The 17,749-nt window shown below is 55.9% G+C and carries 9 protein-coding genes; 8 read left to right on the top strand and 1 reads right to left on the bottom strand.

All coding sequences use genetic code 11. The features are described from left to right. The first annotated feature begins 159 nt into the window (after window positions 1-159). From ACQUQ0_RS12535 to ACQUQ0_RS12505, 7 genes are all read left to right on the top strand, one after another. Window positions 160-1,485: an orc1/cdc6 family replication initiation protein gene (locus tag ACQUQ0_RS12535; RefSeq protein ID WP_435185491.1), complete on the top strand. Its 1,326-nt coding sequence runs from the start codon at window positions 160-162 to the stop codon at window positions 1,483-1,485. Between the two features lie 455 nt (window positions 1,486-1,940). Continuing rightward, the gene (locus ACQUQ0_RS12530) at window positions 1,941-2,081 is read left to right on the top strand and encodes a hypothetical protein (protein WP_435185489.1); all 141 of its coding nucleotides are present in this window, start codon (window positions 1,941-1,943) and stop codon (window positions 2,079-2,081) included. A gap of 79 nt (window positions 2,082-2,160) precedes the next feature. After that, the gene (locus tag ACQUQ0_RS12525) at window positions 2,161-2,388 is read left to right on the top strand and encodes a hypothetical protein (protein WP_435185487.1); all 228 of its coding nucleotides are present in this window, start codon (window positions 2,161-2,163) and stop codon (window positions 2,386-2,388) included. Continuing rightward, window positions 2,381-5,680, top strand: coding sequence for an ATP-binding protein (locus ACQUQ0_RS12520; RefSeq protein WP_435185485.1), 3,300 nt, complete (start codon window positions 2,381-2,383; stop codon window positions 5,678-5,680). The genes ACQUQ0_RS12525 and ACQUQ0_RS12520 overlap by 8 nt, the downstream gene beginning before the upstream one ends. After that, window positions 5,680-6,321 carry a DUF7680 family protein gene (locus tag ACQUQ0_RS12515; protein WP_435185483.1) on the top strand — a complete coding sequence of 214 codons (642 nt, stop codon included), beginning with the start codon at window positions 5,680-5,682 and terminating at the stop codon, window positions 6,319-6,321. Before ACQUQ0_RS12520 ends, ACQUQ0_RS12515 begins: the two co-directional genes overlap by 1 nt. Before the next feature lie 7 nt (window positions 6,322-6,328). Continuing rightward, complete coding sequence (locus ACQUQ0_RS12510; RefSeq protein ID WP_435185481.1) at window positions 6,329-9,220, top strand: DUF1156 domain-containing protein; 2,892 nt, start codon at window positions 6,329-6,331, stop codon at window positions 9,218-9,220. Between the two features lie 17 nt (window positions 9,221-9,237). After that, window positions 9,238-13,185 (top strand): helicase-related protein, encoded by a 3,948-nt coding sequence (locus ACQUQ0_RS12505; RefSeq protein WP_435185479.1) that lies wholly within the window; start codon window positions 9,238-9,240, stop codon window positions 13,183-13,185. Between the two features lie 79 nt (window positions 13,186-13,264). Here ACQUQ0_RS12505 and ACQUQ0_RS12500 read toward each other — a convergent pair whose 3' ends face one another. Beyond that, window positions 13,265-14,704, bottom strand: coding sequence for an AAA family ATPase (locus ACQUQ0_RS12500; RefSeq protein WP_435185477.1), 1,440 nt, complete (start codon window positions 14,702-14,704; stop codon window positions 13,265-13,267). A 329-nt stretch (window positions 14,705-15,033) separates the two neighbouring features. Between ACQUQ0_RS12500 and ACQUQ0_RS12495 the strand changes: the two genes are divergently transcribed. Next, on the top strand, window positions 15,034-17,682 hold the full coding sequence (locus ACQUQ0_RS12495) for a Piwi domain-containing protein (RefSeq protein WP_435185474.1): 2,649 nt from the start codon (window positions 15,034-15,036) through the stop codon (window positions 17,680-17,682). The last annotated feature ends 67 nt before the right edge of the window (window positions 17,683-17,749 follow it).

The raw sequence follows: 17,749 nt of genomic DNA, 5'->3' as shown, positions 1-17,749 counted from the left end.
GTTCTCCTGGATCGGTCGAGACGAAGGGGTCCTAACAAATCGTCGGGGGTCGCAGAGAACAACGGTGTAACCCTCCGATATCCTGGTTCTGAACGTCATACCGGTAGAAAAGAAATCGACAGGGGAATCTTTTAGTATCCTGATAGAGTGTGTCCCGGTATGCCCACGGATCCTGGTCCCGAGGAAACCTCCGAGTCCACGGGTTCTATCAAAGATCTCATTCTCGAGCAGGAAGAAGCCGCGAGTCTCATCAAGAACCGGTCACTCCTCGAACCGAACGAGATCGTCGACGAAGAACGTATCGTCGGTCGTGACACCCAACTCACCGATATCACTCAGCACCTCCGTGTCGCGATAAGTAACGAGCGGCCACCCAACCTTCTCCTCTATGGCCCTTCCGGAACCGGGAAATCGCTCATCATCAACGCCGTCTGCCAGAATATCGTCGAACTCTGTGAAAGTCGTGACATCCGGTTCGGCGTCATCCAGATGAACTGCCAGAACGTGGGCACCCTCGGTGCAGCCGTCTACGAACTGGCGCGAAAGGTGGCGAACGACATCGGAACGACTGTCGACGTTCCGGAACACGGGGTTCCAAACAAGAAAAAATGGCGCGAACTCTACCGTCTGATCAACGACCACTACGATACAGTCGTATTCATTCTCGATGAACTCGACATGCTCGTCGGTCGTCGGGATAAGGACGAGCCAGCCTTCTCCAGACTTCTCTATCAGCTCTCTCGTGCTGGAAGTACCGACGAGATCACCGCCCAGGTCTCTGTTACCGCCATCACGAACGACACGAAGATGATGGAGAGTGTGGGAAGTCGTGCTCTCAGTTCGTTCACCCCCGAGGACGTTCACTTCAGTGACTATGACGCCAACCAACTCCGGGAGATCCTCCGGGCTCGGGAAGATGCTTTCCACGAGGATGCACTCAGCGACGACGTCATCCCGCTTGCAGCAGCATTCGCTGCCCAAACCAATGGGGATGCACGGAAGGCGATCGATCTGATGCGAACAGCGGGGTCGATTGCAGAAAAAACAGGTGCAGACGAAGTCCGTGAGGAGCACGTTCGAGAGGCTCAAGATAAGGTTGAGAAGAACCGGGTGTTGGAGGTGACACGTGGGATTAGTACGCAGAAGAAGCTCTGTCTGTTCGCGACTGCAGCTGTGGCCCGTGAGGCCGGAGCTGGTGCAGCAAAGAGCCCGATTGGATACCGGGTGTATCAGTACTTGACAGGTACCCTGGATTCGGATCAGTACCACCAGGAGACGTACGTGAATAAGATGAAAGAACTCACGACGTATTCGTTGGTCGAGACAGAGCGGAAGAGTCAGGGACCACACTCGGGCAGCTACCTCGAGTTCACGTTTGGTGAGAACCCGGAGACTATCATCGAGACCCTTCGAGAGGATTCGCGGCTAGACGACGTCCACAATGACGAACTCCGCACTGTCGTGAACGCACAGCTCAATCAGTAGGGTGTTCATCGAACAAGTCGATAGGGGTGAGGGTGTTATCGATGACTCAGCGCCATCGCTGACAAGAACAAGTCGATAGGGGTGGGTCTACAGATCGTGGTGGTCGCTCACACAACAAATCGATAGTGGCGACCGTCCAAGAGTTCACGTCATCGAGATTCTGGTGAACATAATGAATCTGTATGGTTTGTTCGTGATGGTCGGTCTTGAGATGACATCTGTGATGCTGACCCTTAGGTCCCGATGCTGATGACGAACACGGGTGTTGACTGGGATATGGAGTCCCCCACGTGTGAGGGTCGGTCACTCTTGAACTCGGGTCAGATTGGCCGCCGTCAACGTCGTTGACTGACGCGATGCTTAATGTGGCTTAAGACGGCCGTCTCGAAGTCGTACGAGATTGCTGGAACTGTGCCTGGCGGGAGAAGCGTCGGCTCCGCATTGAGGCAATCAACATGATCGCCGGCGATGCAGTCGCGAGCAAGCGAGTGTCACTTTTTGAGGAGATCTCCGATGACCTCGCGACGCTCGAAGAGATCAAAATCGTTGTCGAAATGCTGGCAAGTATTTGGGAGATGGTAAGGAGTGGGCTATAGAACAGATAGTACATACTCCATTGGAAGCTTAGACTAAGTAAAGGTTATAACATTCCCGTCAGGTGATGTGAGTATCTAGATGACTCAGAAGACAATTGGACAGAACACCGGCCAATCAGGCCGGGTGAATCTGTCAGGACCAGAACTCGCCCAATTCGATGCGGAAGTTGGGGACGCTATCAAGGTCGATGTCGCGGAGTCGAAGGGGATCGCCAAGGCGATCATCGAGAACAGCACGGAGTGTGAATTCGTAATCGTCTCGAAACCAGAAGCTGATTCCTCACCCACGGAAAAAATCGATGAGTAGTGAGTACCCCTCTCTCTTTGAGAGCTGCCAGCCAAGAGACGATGTCTTAGACGGCTCGCTCCAGGAGGAACAGTTCGCTGCGAAACTCTCGACTGTGGTCCACAACCCTGAGAAGGCAGCACCAGTCTATCGAGATCCCGACTCGTTCTACGATATGACCTATCCCACGGAGGGTCTCCGTACGTTGCTCTCCAATCTCACGGGGCGTTTCTTGGCGACGACAAAGTACGACCCCGGCTCGTATACTTCGAGCATTCTCTGTCTCGACACACGGTTCGGTGGTGGGAAAACCCACGACCTCATCGCCTCCTACCATCTTGCTGAGAACCCCGTAGATATTGACGACCTCTCGCACTACCTGCTGGACGGCGACGAGGAGCTTGCGGCTGACTATCAAGATGCGGTGGCAGAGGACCTCGATATTGCGACGGGAGTCTTCATCGGAACGAAGGCTGATAGCAAGGATGCCCGCCATGCCGACGATGACCCGAATGCGCCGAACACTCGGACGATGTGGGGGGAGCTCGCGTACCAGCTCTACGGGCTTGAGGGCTACGAGTATCTCAAGGACTACGACCAAGACCAGGACGCACCCGGTGAGGGGACGCTCTCGAAACTCTTCGCTCAGTACGACCAGCCGGCTCTCATTCTGATCGACGAAATCGCCGATTACATGAACAAGGCCGCGGGCACGCCTGTCGGCGACAAGACGCTGGCCGATCAGACGCTTTCGTTCGTGATGGCGCTCCTCGAAGCGGCTGCCGAATCGGAGCACGTCACGGTCGTCTACTCTATCGCGGATACGGCATTCGGTGAGCAGGCTGACCGGGTTCGTGATGGCGTCCGTGACCATATTGAGGAAGTCAACGAGATCGGCCGGCGGCAGCACAAGACGGTCACGCCGACCGACGAAAACGAGATCGGGCAGGTCCTCCAGCACCGACTCTTCTCGGAAGTCCCAGAAAACGCCGCGCGCGAAGCCGCAGACTCATACTTCCAATTCTATGACCAGGAAGACCGGCAGTATCCACAGGAAGCCACCGACGCTGGCTACGTGGATGTCCTCGCTCGCGAATATCCCTTCCATCCCTCCTTAATCGACGCTCTCACGGACAAAATCGATACGATCCCTCGATTCCAGCGCACTCGTGACGCCCTCCGCTTACTTGCACGAGCTGTCTACTACCTCTGGAATCACCAGCCCGACAGTTACGACCGCCACTGGATTCGGATCTACGACCTCACAGTCGCTGATGACGATCCTGGCGGCGGGATTCAGACGATCCTTCGTGAGCGTCTATTCGACTTCGTCGATCTCGGTCCCGCAGTGACCGCCGACATCTACGACGACGATGGTACCGCGCACGCCCAGCTTGAGGATCGGAAATGGACCGAAAACGGTCTCCCACCCCTCGGAACCCATCTGACAACGACAGTTCTCTGGCACAGCCTCGCATACGGTGAACAGGCCGCCGGCCTAACTCACGCCGATCTGAACCTCGCCATCGGTCATCCCAATCTGAACTTCGACGACTACGATGCCGCCCTATCCGCACTCCGTGGCGACGATATGGACGTCGCGTGTTACTTCCTCTACGAGGAAGAGCGCCTCCGATTCAAGCAAGAACCAAACCTGATCCGAATTATCGACCAGCGGATCGAGTCTACCCCCGAAGCGAGCGCTCATTCGCGTTTCGAGAACCGTCTCACCTCGAAGGAAATCGGGGATGGTGGCTTCCAGCCGGTGGAGTTCCCTGAGTCGCCGGCGGACTTACCGGATACCCCGGATACCCCGAAGCTCGCGGTGATGCATCCGGATACCGCTGCTGTCGAAGACGGCGGCGATACGCCGCCGAACCGGGTGACTCAGCTCTACGAGCAGCAAGCCGCAAAACACGAGGGAGAGACTGAGACGCGAATCTACAAGAACTACGCTCTGTTCCTCGCCCCTGACGCAGATCGAATGGATGCGGCAATCGACGAGGCTCGGCGTCTCGAGGCTATCGAGGCCCTGCTTGATAGCCCTGAGCAGAAAGCCGACCTCTCCTCGGAACAAATCGAGGAGCTCCGAGAACGGAGCGACGAGGCACAGCTGATGCTCGGAGAGCTCGTTCGGAACGTCTACCGGCACCTCTACTACCCGGATCGGGACGGGCTCACCCACATCACCATCGGTGCGACCGAATCCAACGGCGGGACGACACTGGTCGACGCTGTCCAGACAACGCTCGAGGATAAGATCGTGAAACGCGACGCCGGCGCTCGTGGGTCCGCTCACGTCCAACAGAAACTCTGGCAGCAGACCCAGGACGCTATGTCCACCGAAGCGCTGGTCAACCAATACGCGAAGAAGCCGGGGCTGGATTACCTCTTCAGCACGAAACCGATTCGAAAGACTGTCTCCTCTCTCGTTAGTGACCACGGGTACGCATACTGGGATGGCCAGTCCGGGACAGCGTACTGGGCCGGGACGACAGAGCCGTCGACATGGCCACACCCGGAACCGTTCGCGGAATCCCCCGATGTCGAGACCTCGATTCGGGACAGCGATATCCAGATCGGGAGTGCCTTCGTCGTCTACCGAGATATCGACGCGCTGGTCGACGACCACCTCGACGAAATCGACCGGCCAGAACAGACGGTTGCTACCTGTGTCGAGTGTGGGGCGGAGGTTGAAAACCCAGAAGGCAGCGAACCCTACTACTGTGAGGAACACCAGTCCGATACGACCTGTAGCTCCTGCGGAAAAGAGGTCGCTAGCGAGCAGCTGCTGGACGCACGCGGACGCTGCGAGGAGTGCCAGCCCGACGAGTCCTGGGAGGCGAGTAAGAAGATGATGTCCGCTTCGCGGGCGTTCTCAGAGGTTCGTCGGGATGCGGAATCGAAGGCCGGGACTGACCGGACGCCGCTGATCGAAGAAGTAACAATCCAAGTCGGTGGAGAGGATCCCTTCCAGGCGGCCAAGTTCGTCAGCCAGCGTCCCGGATTCAAAGCCCGTGAGGACGCGGTGACGGTCCGAATGCAGTACGAAACCCGGACTGACGACGGGACGTACAGCGCAGAATTCACGGGCTCACCGAGCCGATTCCGGGACGTGATTGACCAGCCCGGCTCGTTCGGCGATGATCGAGAGACCATCCAGTTCCGCTTCCAGTTTGACGAGCCCGAACCGATTACTGACGAGGGTGACGACCTCCTCGCTGCCCTCGATAACGACCTTGATGCGGGCAACATCGACGTCCGGGTCGAAGGGCGTGGCCCGATCCGGTCGAGTTCGGAGGTGACGGTCTGATGGCGAGTCGCGGTTCGGAATTTGAGACCTCACCCGCCGAGGGAACAGAGGAGGACCGGCTGGTCCGCTATGGGACGAGTATGTTCGGTGGCCGCCCAACGTTCACGCTCGTCCGACGAGAGACAGACGGTGGCGGAGAGTGGACGCTCCATGAACTACTCCCTCGTGAACAGGCTGAAGCCCGCCGTGATCGCTTGGAGCGGGATGGTCGTTCGCTGAGTATCACACCAGTCGAGGATCTCGTCTCGGATGTCGCTGGGGACGACCTGCTCTCCAAGCTCGATGGCTGGACGTGGGATGAGTGGGCCGGCGCAAAGGTCGCACGGCTTGATCCGACCCGTGTCCGTGCGCTCCAGGACGTCGTCCGGGAGGCGATTGAGGGCACGCCAGGAGATTCATCAGAAGTTCTCACTGGGGGGGCTGGGTTCGTGTTCCTGCCCGAAACAGCAGGCGTCCGGCTTGCTGTTGCCTTCCGTGGCGTGAAGCCGATTCAGCGTATCGACAGGATGCGGTCGCTAGCTCGAGGCGTTGCGCGGATGAGCGATGAGGAGTGTTACTACTGGTACGCAAAGTGTCGGTCTCCGTCGAGTCCGAACGGCGAAAAGGCCCTTCGAGTGTTGCTGACGGATCATATTGAGTGATTTAACGATGAGCCAAAATCCCGAAAGTCAGGACAGTAATTCGGAGCTGAAGCGTGTCGCAATTGAGGGGACGCTTCCCCTGAAGGCAGTTGGTATCGAGAATCTCAAGGAAGCAAATCCGAATCGGATGCCTCCTCATCGATATCTTCACCCATGGTTTGCTCGTAGGCCAACCCCTGTTTCCAGACTGGCAACGCTCTCGTCTGTTTTACCACCAGAAATTGATGCAAATACTATTCTTGATTGGATGCAAATTGGCCCTCGTGACGATATCGACGTCGATATCGAAGAGTACGTGGCGGAGCGAAAGAGGACTGAGGGAGAGCGGACCGGTACTTTAGACGATCATTATGGCTATCCTCGTCCCTATTCTCAGACACCCACCTCTTCTGAAATGGAAGAGATTCATTCTCTTCTTAGAGACCATTGGGATGGCGAACTCCCGACGGTATTGGATCCCACAGCTGGTGGAGGAGTAATCCCTCTAGAGTCCGCTAGATACGGGCTTCCCACCATAGCAAATGAACTCAACCCTGTTCCAACCGTAATCCTGAAAGTCATATTAGAATATGCTCGGGAGATTGGCTCGATTTCAAATGAACTGAATCGGTGGGGTGACCAAATTAACGAACGTGCTGGCGAGCGTGTTGAATCATACTTCCCTGGAGAGAAAGATCACCAGACACCATCTCATTACGTTTGTACGTACACTGTCGATTGTCCTGAATGTGGCTGTGATATCCCGTTAGCAAAGAAATGGTGGCTTAGGAAAAAGTCATCTTCTGAAGGAGTAGCGGCCCGCCCGATTGTATCGGAGGATGCCTCGGAGATCAACTACGAAGTGGTCAACCTCCCTGATGATGTTTCAAAGTCTGAATTTAATCCTCAACAGGGGCCTCATACTCGTAGTGGCGCTGAATGTCTGAATTGTGGGATTGTTATGGAATCCGAAGAGATTCGGATTCGCCTCCGAGATGGTGACTTTGACTATGAGCCATATGGGGTAAAATATGTCAAACAGGGTGGAAAAACAGGGTGGAGAGCTCCGAACTCTGACGACTATGAGGCTCAGGAGAAAGCCCGTGAACGGATAAATTCTGACTTTGAACTCAGTACGCTCCTTGACGTTCAGCGATATATTGGTGATGAAGATCGTGCTGGCCCATACGGTGTTACAAAATGGCGGGATGCGTTCACTCCTCGTCAGCTAGTCACCCAGTACGAATATCTTCGCACATTCAAGGAATTTGAAGATGAAATTCTGTCAGATGAGGGGGAGAACAAAGGGGAGGCGATATTGACCTCATTATCGTTAGTAGCAAGTAAAATCGTAGACCGAAATTCTCGTTTCTCTCCATTAGATACGAGACTCGGCAACTTGGGTAATGCTCTTGGTGGTAAACACTTCACCCTTCAGTGGACATTTGTCGAGAACAATCCCGCATTGGGCTTCCAGGATTATAACGACCATCTCAGTCGTGTACGCGACTCCTATGAAGAAATTGTATCGTACTATAGCGATGAAGCCGCTGACGATGTCCGTGTTTCTCAAAGTGACGCAGCAGATCTGGAAATAGATTCCAATTCCGTTCAGGCTGTTATCATCGATCCGCCATATTATGATAGTATAATCTACTCAGAAATGGCAGATATGTGTTATGTATGGCTAAAAGAATACCTTTCTAGCATCTTCCCTGGCATTTTCCGGGATGATCTAACTGACAAAGATAATGAAGCCGTTGCAAACGTAGCGGAATACGAGGATGTAGCCTCATCTTCCAGCTCAAAGTCGGAACTGGCTTCTGAGGATTATGAAAACAAAATGAAGGATATCTTCCAAGAGCTCTATCGGGTCCTTCAGCCAGGGGGTGTTATGACCGTGATGTTCACACATAAGGAGTCTAGCGCTTGGGATACGCTCACAAACTCTCTCATTCGTTCTGGATTTACGATTACATCTACCCATCCAATCACCAGCGAAATGCCCCATCGGACAGATACACAGGGAGGCGGGTCTGCAGACAGCACTCTACTCCTGACTGGTCGGAAACCACATTCCAAAGATGGGGATAGGGACAGTCAGAGCCCGACTCTTTGGAGTGATGTTCGGGCGGACACCAGAGCAGTTGCTAAGGATGCTGCTCGTAATCTCCTCGACTCGGGTCTTTCTCTCACAAAAACAGATGTGATTATATCCGCATTCGGACCAACGCTCCAGGTCTACGCTGACGCCTATCCAGTTGTTGATGATCAAGATCAGGAAATCCCTCCCCGTCGTGCCTTGGAGGAGGCGCGGGAGGCTGTAACACGCGTTCTTGTCGAGGAATATCTTGAAGGAGAACGTCTTGGTGATTTAGACGACATTACTGAGTGGTATATCCTCTCTTGGTTGGTCCACGAATCAGACACATTCGATTACGATGATGGCCATCAATTAGGGCTCGGCCTCGGAGTCGACATCGATGATATCAAGCGATCTACAAAGCTCTGGGGCAAGAAGCGTGGCGACATTCAGCTGAAGACTCACGAGGACCGCGTCCAAGATATCACACTGCCCCCCGAAGAGAGATCTAACCGGACGCCCGTCGATCCTGAAGCGCTGTCCTACACGATCGCCCTTGATGCGGTTCACGCCGCTATGCACGTCTACGAGAAACAGGGCGAGGACGTCGCCATCGATTGGCTCAAAGAGCGCAACTTCGACACGGACGCTGGATTCAAAGCAACACTGAAAGCTCTCCTGCAAGTTCTTCCCCAGCGGAGTTCGGAATGGGAGGCCGCTCGCGACCTCGCCATAGGCCGGACCCACGACGCCCTCGGTCTCGAATTCACCCCCACCGATTTCACTGATGTCTCAAAAGATAGGTCCGAACAGACCGAACTCGGTGACCACGCCTAACTCGAAACTCCTCCAGTATGACTAATCTACGTGACCGCGAGTGGCAGTCGATCTACGAGAGCAAGCCCGAGCAGGGACGCGCCCATCTCGTCAAGGACTTCTACGAACCCGCACTGGAACGCAGCCAGCAGTACGACCGGATCGCTGGCTACTTCTCCAGTACGGCACTCGCGGCTGCTGCCAACGGTGTTCACGCCCTCGTCGAGAACGACGGCGAAATGCGGCTCATCGTGGGCACCGAACTCTACGAATCAGACCGACCGGTTCTAGAGACGCTCACCGACCGCCTCGAGGAAAACCTCGAGGACCTCGATGACGAACGTCTGGATGCGAACCTCCGTATTCTCGCGCGTCTCCTCCGCGAGGGCCGGATCCACATCAAGGTCGCCTATCCACGCTCTCCCTCTCACGACTGGGAGATCTTCCATCCGAAAGTTGGACTCTTCCACGATAGCGACGGAAACACGATTTCGTTCGAGGGTAGCGTCAACGAGACGGTCGGCGGCTGGGCTCGCAACTACGAGCGGTTCAAAGTCCACCGTTCGTGGGTTCCTGAACAGGCGGACTACGTCGCCGGCGACGAGGAGACCTTCGAGCGACTGTGGAGTGATGAACACCCCTTCGTCGAAGTGTATGACCTCCCCGAGGCGATTGAAGAGGACATCATCGACTGGAAAGCCCCAGACACCGAGAGCGATCTCCAGGAAGCGATTCAGATTGCGAACGGTACAGCTCCCCCAACGGAGCGCGACAAAGCGAACATCATTCAGGATGGACCGCTCTCGCCCGGTGGGCTCGCACTGGCCGAGGAAGCGAGCACGATCACGCCGTGGCCTCATCAACGAGTCGTCTCGGATACACTCGTCAATACGTATCCACAGAGCTTCTTGCTGTGTGACGAGGTGGGACTCGGGAAGACGATCGAGGCCGGTCTTACACTCTCCCGGCTTGGACTCACCGGGGAGCTTGAAACCGGGCTGTTGCTGGTTCCGGCGAGTCTGCAGCGGCAGTGGCAGGAAGAGCTCTGGGAGAAGTTTAACATCAACGCCGTCCGATTCGACCGGGACACAGCGGGCGATCACGTATTCCGGGACGTCCGCGGTCGCGACCACTACTCACCATCGGCTACGGACCTCGACCTCACTGGGGAGCGCGAATGGGCGGACAGCCCCATCTGGCGGTTCCTCTACGAACAACAGTCGACTGATACCGACGCATCGTCGCCGCTGGATGGACCGACGGTCGTCATTATGTCCTGGCACACGGCTCGTCTCGACGACCGGTGGGATCAGGTCGCTCCCTTAGACCGGGTATCCGACCGGTCTCGGGACGTCATCCCGGCAAGCTGTCGCGGGCGCGACCACGATACGGAAGACCGGATGGGCGTGTGGGACGCCGTCATCGTCGACGAGGCGCACAACGCCCGGCGTGGCAGTAATTTCTACGCTCTACTCGAACAGCTTCGCGATTATACGCACGCCTACTACCTTCTGACAGCCACCCCGATGCAATTGCACTCTGGCGAACTCTACGACCTGATGCAGTTGCTGGATCTTCCGGGTGGTTGGGATAACCGGGATACCTTTATGGAGTTCTTCGAAACTCGAGACGGGCTGTCGCAGGCCCTCAACAAGGTTCTCGACAACCCGAGTTCAGAGTCCGACGAAGCGGAGGCTTCCTGGGACACGCAAGCCACGCTCGATGGACTGGAACACCAAGACCGGCTCCCGACGGACCGACCATTCTCCTCAAAAGTCTTCCAGCACCTTGCAGACGAACTCGAGATCAATGAGGACGGACAGGACCGTGCCATCGCCAAAGAGCGTGTGCTGACTGCGTGCCGGCTCTCACGAGCCTATGGAGACGCCTACGACGGCTACCTCGACCATGTCGACGACGCGATGGCAGATTATGACATCGACCGCTTCGAGGCAAGCGAGGATACGAAACTCAAACGACTCCTCTATCCTGAAGACGCCGACGAGTGGTTGATGGCGTCCCGCAGCGACCGACAGGACGCACTTGACGAACTTTCCCCGGGCGGTTGGCGAGTCATCCGCGATGTTCTCGCAGAGTCCACGCCCGTCGACGCGCTCATCCATCGGAATACACGGGATACACTCCGGAAGTACGAGGCGGTCGGTCTCCTTGATACGACCGTTCCGAACCGAAATCCCGAACAACGGAAAATCGAACTCACCGAGGAGACGCGGGCGGTCTACGACCAGATCGACGAGTACACACGTGAATTCTACAAGCGAGCCCAACAGACTGACGAAGCCCAAACACGCGCCATTGGGTTCGTGATGACCACGTACCGGCAGCGACTCACGTCGAGTGTCTATGCGATCAGTCAGAGCCTGAAACACCGGCTTGAGACCCTCCGCGCGCAACGGACCGTGCTTGCCGGTCGGGAGCGCGCTCGTGACCGGGACTATGGTGATGCGGAGCAGGTCGTCCTCGAAACGCTACAAGACGCAGACCTCGACGACGGGGACGTTCTGGATGAACTCGACGCTAGTAGCGACGACTTGGACCTCTCTGAACTCATCCCGAGCGTAACTGAAGAGGGGAAACAGCTAATCGAGGAAGAAATCGAGGCCCTGGAAGCGTTCGTCAACGACTTAGACTTGGTTGATACTGACCCGAAGATTCAGCAGCTGTACAACGACCTCGACGAGCTGGACCGGGCTGGTCACAACCGGGTGATTGTCTTCACGCAGTACGCGGACACAATGGACTTCATCCGGGACAGTCTCGCGGACCTTCTTGGAGCAACAATCGCGACGTACTCCGGTCGTGGCGGCGAGCTGTACGACCCCGATTCTGAAACGTGGGAGCACGTCGGGAAAGAGCGCGTGAAGCGTGAATTCTCACGTGATGATGGGCAGGTCGATATCCTCGTCTGTACCGACTCCGCGAGTGAGGGGCTAAACCTCCAGGAGTGTGGGGCGCTCATCAACTACGACCTGCCGTGGAACCCGATGCGAGTTGAACAGCGTATCGGTCGGATTGACCGTATCGGCCAACGATTCGACGAGATTCGCATTCTCAACTACAGCTACGAGGATACGGTTGAGACGGACATCTATGATCGCCTTGACGACCGGATTGGCCTCTTCGAAAACGTCGTCGGTGAGATGCAACCCATACTCTCCGGCGTTAGCCAACAGATTCGGGATGCGACCTTGAACGCCGACAGCGCTAACGACCAGTCTGCGGTCGAATCAGCTGACCGCGAGTTCTCTGAAGAACTCGAAGAACGCGATCAGGGTGACCGCGTCGATGTCGGAGAGTCACTCGAGGACGTCGACGACCTCGTCGCTCAGGATGTCGTCGACGAAGCAAAACTTGATGCGTGGCAGTCATACAGTCACCCGGATCTCGTCGAGGTCGGCCAGGAGGAATACGAGTATCAACCTCCGTTCGAGACACCGAGTCTCCAGTCAGTGTTGGTCGATAACGACGCGCTTGCCGAGGCTGGTGTCGAATTCACCCCGGTTCACGAGATTGACTTCGAGTACGATGACGGGGACTTCGACTTTGCGGACAGTACATATCGCCTCTCAGTAGGTGACGCACCGATTGAGGTCCTAGCCGGGGATGGGAAACAGACGATTGCACAGGCTATTGCGACTGGTACTGATGAAGTGGCAGTAACGTTCTCAGCTGAGTGTGCTGACGAGTTCCCATCGGTTCAGCATCTTGCGCCAGGTCATCCACTCCTAGGACAGCTCCTCACAGTACTGCAGGATGTGAGTGAGGAGCCGTCGCGATTCCAACAGCGAATCGTGACCCGACCCGATCAAGACCAGGAGCCAGTAGTGTGTGCGTGGGGGCGGGACGGCGTGTTTACCCGGATTGCAGGCGATGGGACAGTAACTGAAAACGGGCCAATGGATTCCCTTCCGACGTGGTGTGATCAATTCCTCGATAACCGAGAGAAGTCAACAAAACCGCCATAACTGCTGTTGGAATCGATTGCCCTATCTATTATAACTCATCCTCTGGGTTTGTGATTAATACTGATCGTCTTATATCTGTCTAACATACGTAGAGTAGCATCCAGAGTGGAAGACGAAGGACTTGATCATCACCAGCGTATGGTTGCCGGATATCTTCTCCCGCAACAACTCCTCGCGTAGCTTCTGTGTCGTCAAGACAGTCGATGACCGCTTGCGTCGCAGCATCTTCACCCCGACGAGTACTAAGAGCGACAGGAACTGGAGATCCGTACACGTCAAGGACAAATTCAACCGTCTCATTTGCTTCGTCCCAATAGCGAACTGGCATATCAACGTCGGTGTAATCGTTCATATAGAAGCTAAGCCGACGGAGATGATCATACACAACCGAGTGGATGAGATTCTCTCGATGATCATCCGTTCGTGGGGCTGAATCGGCATCCGATAAGAGATTTAGGGCACTCACATACCGTGGATCCCGGAGGTACATCCGCAGAGTCCGGTGTCGTTCGTAGCCCCACTTGTACGAGGGGGAGAGGACGAAAAGGTCCTGAAGAATATCGAGATATTTCCTGATTGTCCGCCGGTCGGTATCTAACTGGTTCGTAAGTCGACTGAATTGATACTCCTGAACAGGTTCTTGAGCCACTAACACACAAAGCGTGAAGAGATCCCCTGCATCCTCAATCGAATAGAACTGCTGAACATCTTTGTATAGCGCCAACTGAAGTCGTTGTTTGATCGTTGATAGTCCTCGGCCCTCTTCATCACGAAGCCCACTGTTGAATAGATAATTGTCTACGACAGACGGCAAATCGTCATATTCCGTGGCGAGATAATCGTGAAGTGTGAGACACTCGTCGACAATCGTTGTAAGGTCTACCCCACGCTTCGCAGCGATACCATCTCGGATGTGGTAGATGAATTCCTCTTTGTCTGCTTCAGGAACACCCGCTTCGATACTCGCAAAGTCATAGAACTTCGGTGGGAGAAGAATGGATCGATTATCCGATAGTGAACCATCGAAATCTTCGATTTCAGGTACTTCTGTCGGCAATGTCACAGCCACGTGGAGGGACTCCGAGCGAGCAAGTAGCTCATTGACCTGCTCTGCCCAATTATCCAGCTGGTGAATGTCATCGAAGAGGAAATAGGTCGATCCGTCCTCCGATGTCTGTCGGCGGATGTACGAAGTGTACCACTCGTAGATATCGATGATGAACTGATCGCTTTCGAGTGCGTAAATTGGATTCTCAAGCGGAACGTACACGATGTGGTCGGGCTCAACGTCGTAATCAACGATGAGATCATGGACAATCTGATAGAGGGTCGCCGTCTTTCCGCTCCCGTCTGCTCCTACGAGTGCGTAGAATGATTGCTCGCGAACGCTGTCGAGATGAATTTTGTAATCACTGCGTCGCGACCCTCGATACGGCGAGTCGTCTGAGCTAGGTGGATCTCCACTCTGCCACCATTCATTGTAGAGTGGGAGATCCCGCTGGAGTCGACTGGTAAGCACAATCCTAGTATGAATTAGAGGGGCAAGTGCTTTGCGATACTACTAATATTCTTATAAACCGTCTTTAATGAAGCCTGAACACCTACTATAACACCGTAATGCTCTAATTTCTACGTTATGATGTAGATATCCGATATCTTTAAGCGCTAGGGCGTTGTTGAGGGTGGTATGCTGCATCATCCCGACGTGCGATCCTCCACCCGATCACGACAACCTCGAATTTCAAGAGAGTCGAAACCAAGCCCACAAACCGTCAAATACCGACAATCCGCCATTTTGGGCCTCGATTATCTCCACCGGGACAAATCTCATTCATCTGAGGTATATGTATGAACACGCGCGAGGACATCACTGACGGCAAACAGCTGACTATCGAACTCCGCGCGACGGACATCATCGGAATCCACAAGGGCAGTCTCGCGCGGAAAGTGCTCTTTGAGGATGTCGACGGCGCTGAAGTCCCGCTGGTTATCTTCGAGAGCAACGACTGTGCGACGTTCGACTGGGACGAGGGTCGCTGGTACAGGCTCGAAGGAGCCGAGGGCAACTACTACGAGAACTGGGATGAACTCCAGCTCGTCCCTTCGTGGGACTTCGAAATCGTTCCGCTTGATGGCCCGCCGGCTGCTGCGAGCGATTCGACGAACCTTACCAGCACGGCCGAAACGTCGGATAAGGCGGTGAACGGTACGGAATCAACGGAAGCTGACGAGTCCGACTTCCAACCTGCCTCGGACGTTCAACAGACTGGGCAGACGACCGCCGACGGCGGCGCCGCGTTGGCGCAGCAGTCGCTTGCCCCCGGCAACTATCTTCTCCACTTCCCGCTGGGCGATCTCTCACAATTGGATGTCCATAAGTACGAACTCGAGGTTCCTGGGGGCCTTGACCCGTCGGACGACGATCTCGACAACGGCGTGCTGGGTTTCACAGCCCGGGCCGCAGCGCGCTTCCGCTACCAGAGTGAGGCACCTGTTACCACGAACGGCCCGCTACGAATATACGCGGTCGACAAACTCCACGAGAAGGTTTCAATCAATGGATACACCGTTCGTCCTGTTCACCAAGGGATCGCGACGCTCGAATCCCAGTCGTTCGACGATCAAGAGCCACTACGTGAACTCGTCAAACAGGACGTAAAGGCGTCTCTCCGGGGGAAATACGTCATCAACGCGATCAACTCGATCGTTGAGTTCGCCCCGCAACTCAAGGCGACCAGCGGCGACTTCACTGCTGCTCGTGAGTACAAGTGTCGGATATGGGTGGACTCCGACGGAACGGTCATCTGTGGCGTGAACGTCGGCTTCCGTCTCGCATCGACATTTTCGGCGGCCGAGTACGTTCACCGTGGTTACGAAATCGAAGGGGTCAGTGTCGAGCACGACACGGATGTCTACGACAATCCTGGTACGGGAACCGTCACCGAACTCGCCGACACGGGGTACACCGAGCGTGTCCCCGAGATGGGTTCGTCAATCGCTGAGTATCACGGCCAGAGCGGCTACGTTGAAGAAGACCTCATTAAGAGCGTCGCAGCCGGCGAGCCGGTGATGGCCCACATCGACTACGGTTCATTCAGTGGGCTGCAGGCGCTCGACTACTGCCGGATCGTCCCGACGCTCGATCAGCTCAAGATCGTTGACCCGGACTTCCACGAGCGGTTCCAACGGTCCGCCAGACTGACGCCGGATGAGCGCTATTCGATCGCGACGTCTTTCGTGAAGTCGCTGGGGATGACACCCGCGCTCGGGCTCGAGCCTGCAACGCAGCCATCCAACACTTGTTACGACGAGCTCACAGTCAACACGCGGAGCAACAATCTCCGGTTCGGTGGCGGTCAGACTGCCTCCTACGGCGCTCGGGGGCTGGAAAACCACGGCGTCCACCAGTCACCGGAATCGTTTGACCTACTCACCGTCTACCCCGAGCAGTACAAAGAGGGAAGTCGGGAGTTCGTTCGACGGCTCCTCTCGAAACTGAATGACTACGCCGCGAACGCGACTCGCCTCGATCAGGAACCCTACAGTCTCGGATCCGAGTTCGCGTATACGCAGGTGGCCGAACAGGCGACTGAGTACGACGGTGTCGTCGCGGTCGTTCCCGATCAGGACTGGCTCAAGACACAACCCGACATCGATGATCCGTACCCCGAATTCAAGCGCCAGTGGGGGCAGGAAAAACTCCCCTCCCAGATGATCCAAGTGTCCAACCTAGACGAGGAATCCTATCTGGGAAACATCGCCTCAGGTTTAGTCGCGAAGTGCGGGGGAATCCCGTGGCGCATCCATGAAGTTCCGGGACAGACGGACGTGTTCATCGGGTTAGATGTCACGTACGATCCCGCCACCGGCCAGCATCTTGGTGCCAGCGCGAACGTCGTCCTCGCCGACGGGACGATTCTCGCGTCACAGTCCGTGTCGTTGCAGAGCGGTGAGACGTTCGAGATCGACGACATCGTGGATATCATCAAGAACCTCCTGTCGGTATATCTCCGTGAAGAAGACGATACTCCCCGACACGTAATCATCCACCGAGACGGGCAGTATTATCTCGATGTCGACGAGCTGGCGGAACGGCTCGATCAAGCCGCCGAACTAATCCCGAAGTTCGATCTGGTGGAAATCCGGAAGAGCGGGAACCCCCGGATCGCTAACTACACTGGGGACACTTTCGAGGTCGCGAACAAGGGGACGGGATTCGTCGCGCAGCACGCTGACCATGCGTACCTCGCGACGACCGGGGATCCGGAACGCGTCCCAGGAACGCCTCGGCCGATTCGACTGGTCAAGCGTCACGGCTCGACTGACTTGGCGACCCTCGCGAAGCAGGCCTACTGGCTCTCGGAGGCCCACGTGGGCTCGATCAGCCGGTCGACTCGGCTCCCAATCACCACCTACTATGCGGACCGCTGTGCCGAGCATGCGCGGAAAGGATATCTCCTGAATGGGGAACTTATCCGGGGGGTTCCGTACGTGTGATCAGAGGGATGCAGCATTTCACGGGGCATTCTCCTCGGTCTCTCGGTCAGACAGCTGTCCTGAGCCG

The sequence above is a fragment of the Halobellus sp. EA9 genome (genome assembly GCF_051195055.1).
GTDB lineage: Archaea > Halobacteriota > Halobacteria > Halobacteriales > Haloferacaceae > Haloquadratum > Haloquadratum rubicundus.
The sequence above is the reverse complement of the archived record's forward strand: the minus strand, read 5'-3'. Positions and strand labels throughout refer to the sequence as shown.

Excerpts from the sequence above, each read along its gene's own strand:
- ACQUQ0_RS12535 (WP_435185491.1), top strand. The coding sequence starts at position 160 with ATGCCCACGGATCCTGGTCCCGAGGAAACCTCCGAGTCCACGGGTTCT.
- ACQUQ0_RS12530 (WP_435185489.1), top strand. The coding sequence starts at position 1,941 with ATGATCGCCGGCGATGCAGTCGCGAGCAAGCGAGTGTCACTTTTTGAG.
- ACQUQ0_RS12525 (WP_435185487.1), top strand. The coding sequence starts at position 2,161 with ATGACTCAGAAGACAATTGGACAGAACACCGGCCAATCAGGCCGGGTG.
- ACQUQ0_RS12520 (WP_435185485.1), top strand. The coding sequence starts at position 2,381 with ATGAGTAGTGAGTACCCCTCTCTCTTTGAGAGCTGCCAGCCAAGAGAC.
- ACQUQ0_RS12515 (WP_435185483.1), top strand. The coding sequence starts at position 5,680 with ATGGCGAGTCGCGGTTCGGAATTTGAGACCTCACCCGCCGAGGGAACA.
- ACQUQ0_RS12510 (WP_435185481.1), top strand. The coding sequence starts at position 6,329 with ATGAGCCAAAATCCCGAAAGTCAGGACAGTAATTCGGAGCTGAAGCGT.
- ACQUQ0_RS12505 (WP_435185479.1), top strand. The coding sequence starts at position 9,238 with ATGACTAATCTACGTGACCGCGAGTGGCAGTCGATCTACGAGAGCAAG.
- ACQUQ0_RS12495 (WP_435185474.1), top strand. The coding sequence starts at position 15,034 with ATGAACACGCGCGAGGACATCACTGACGGCAAACAGCTGACTATCGAA.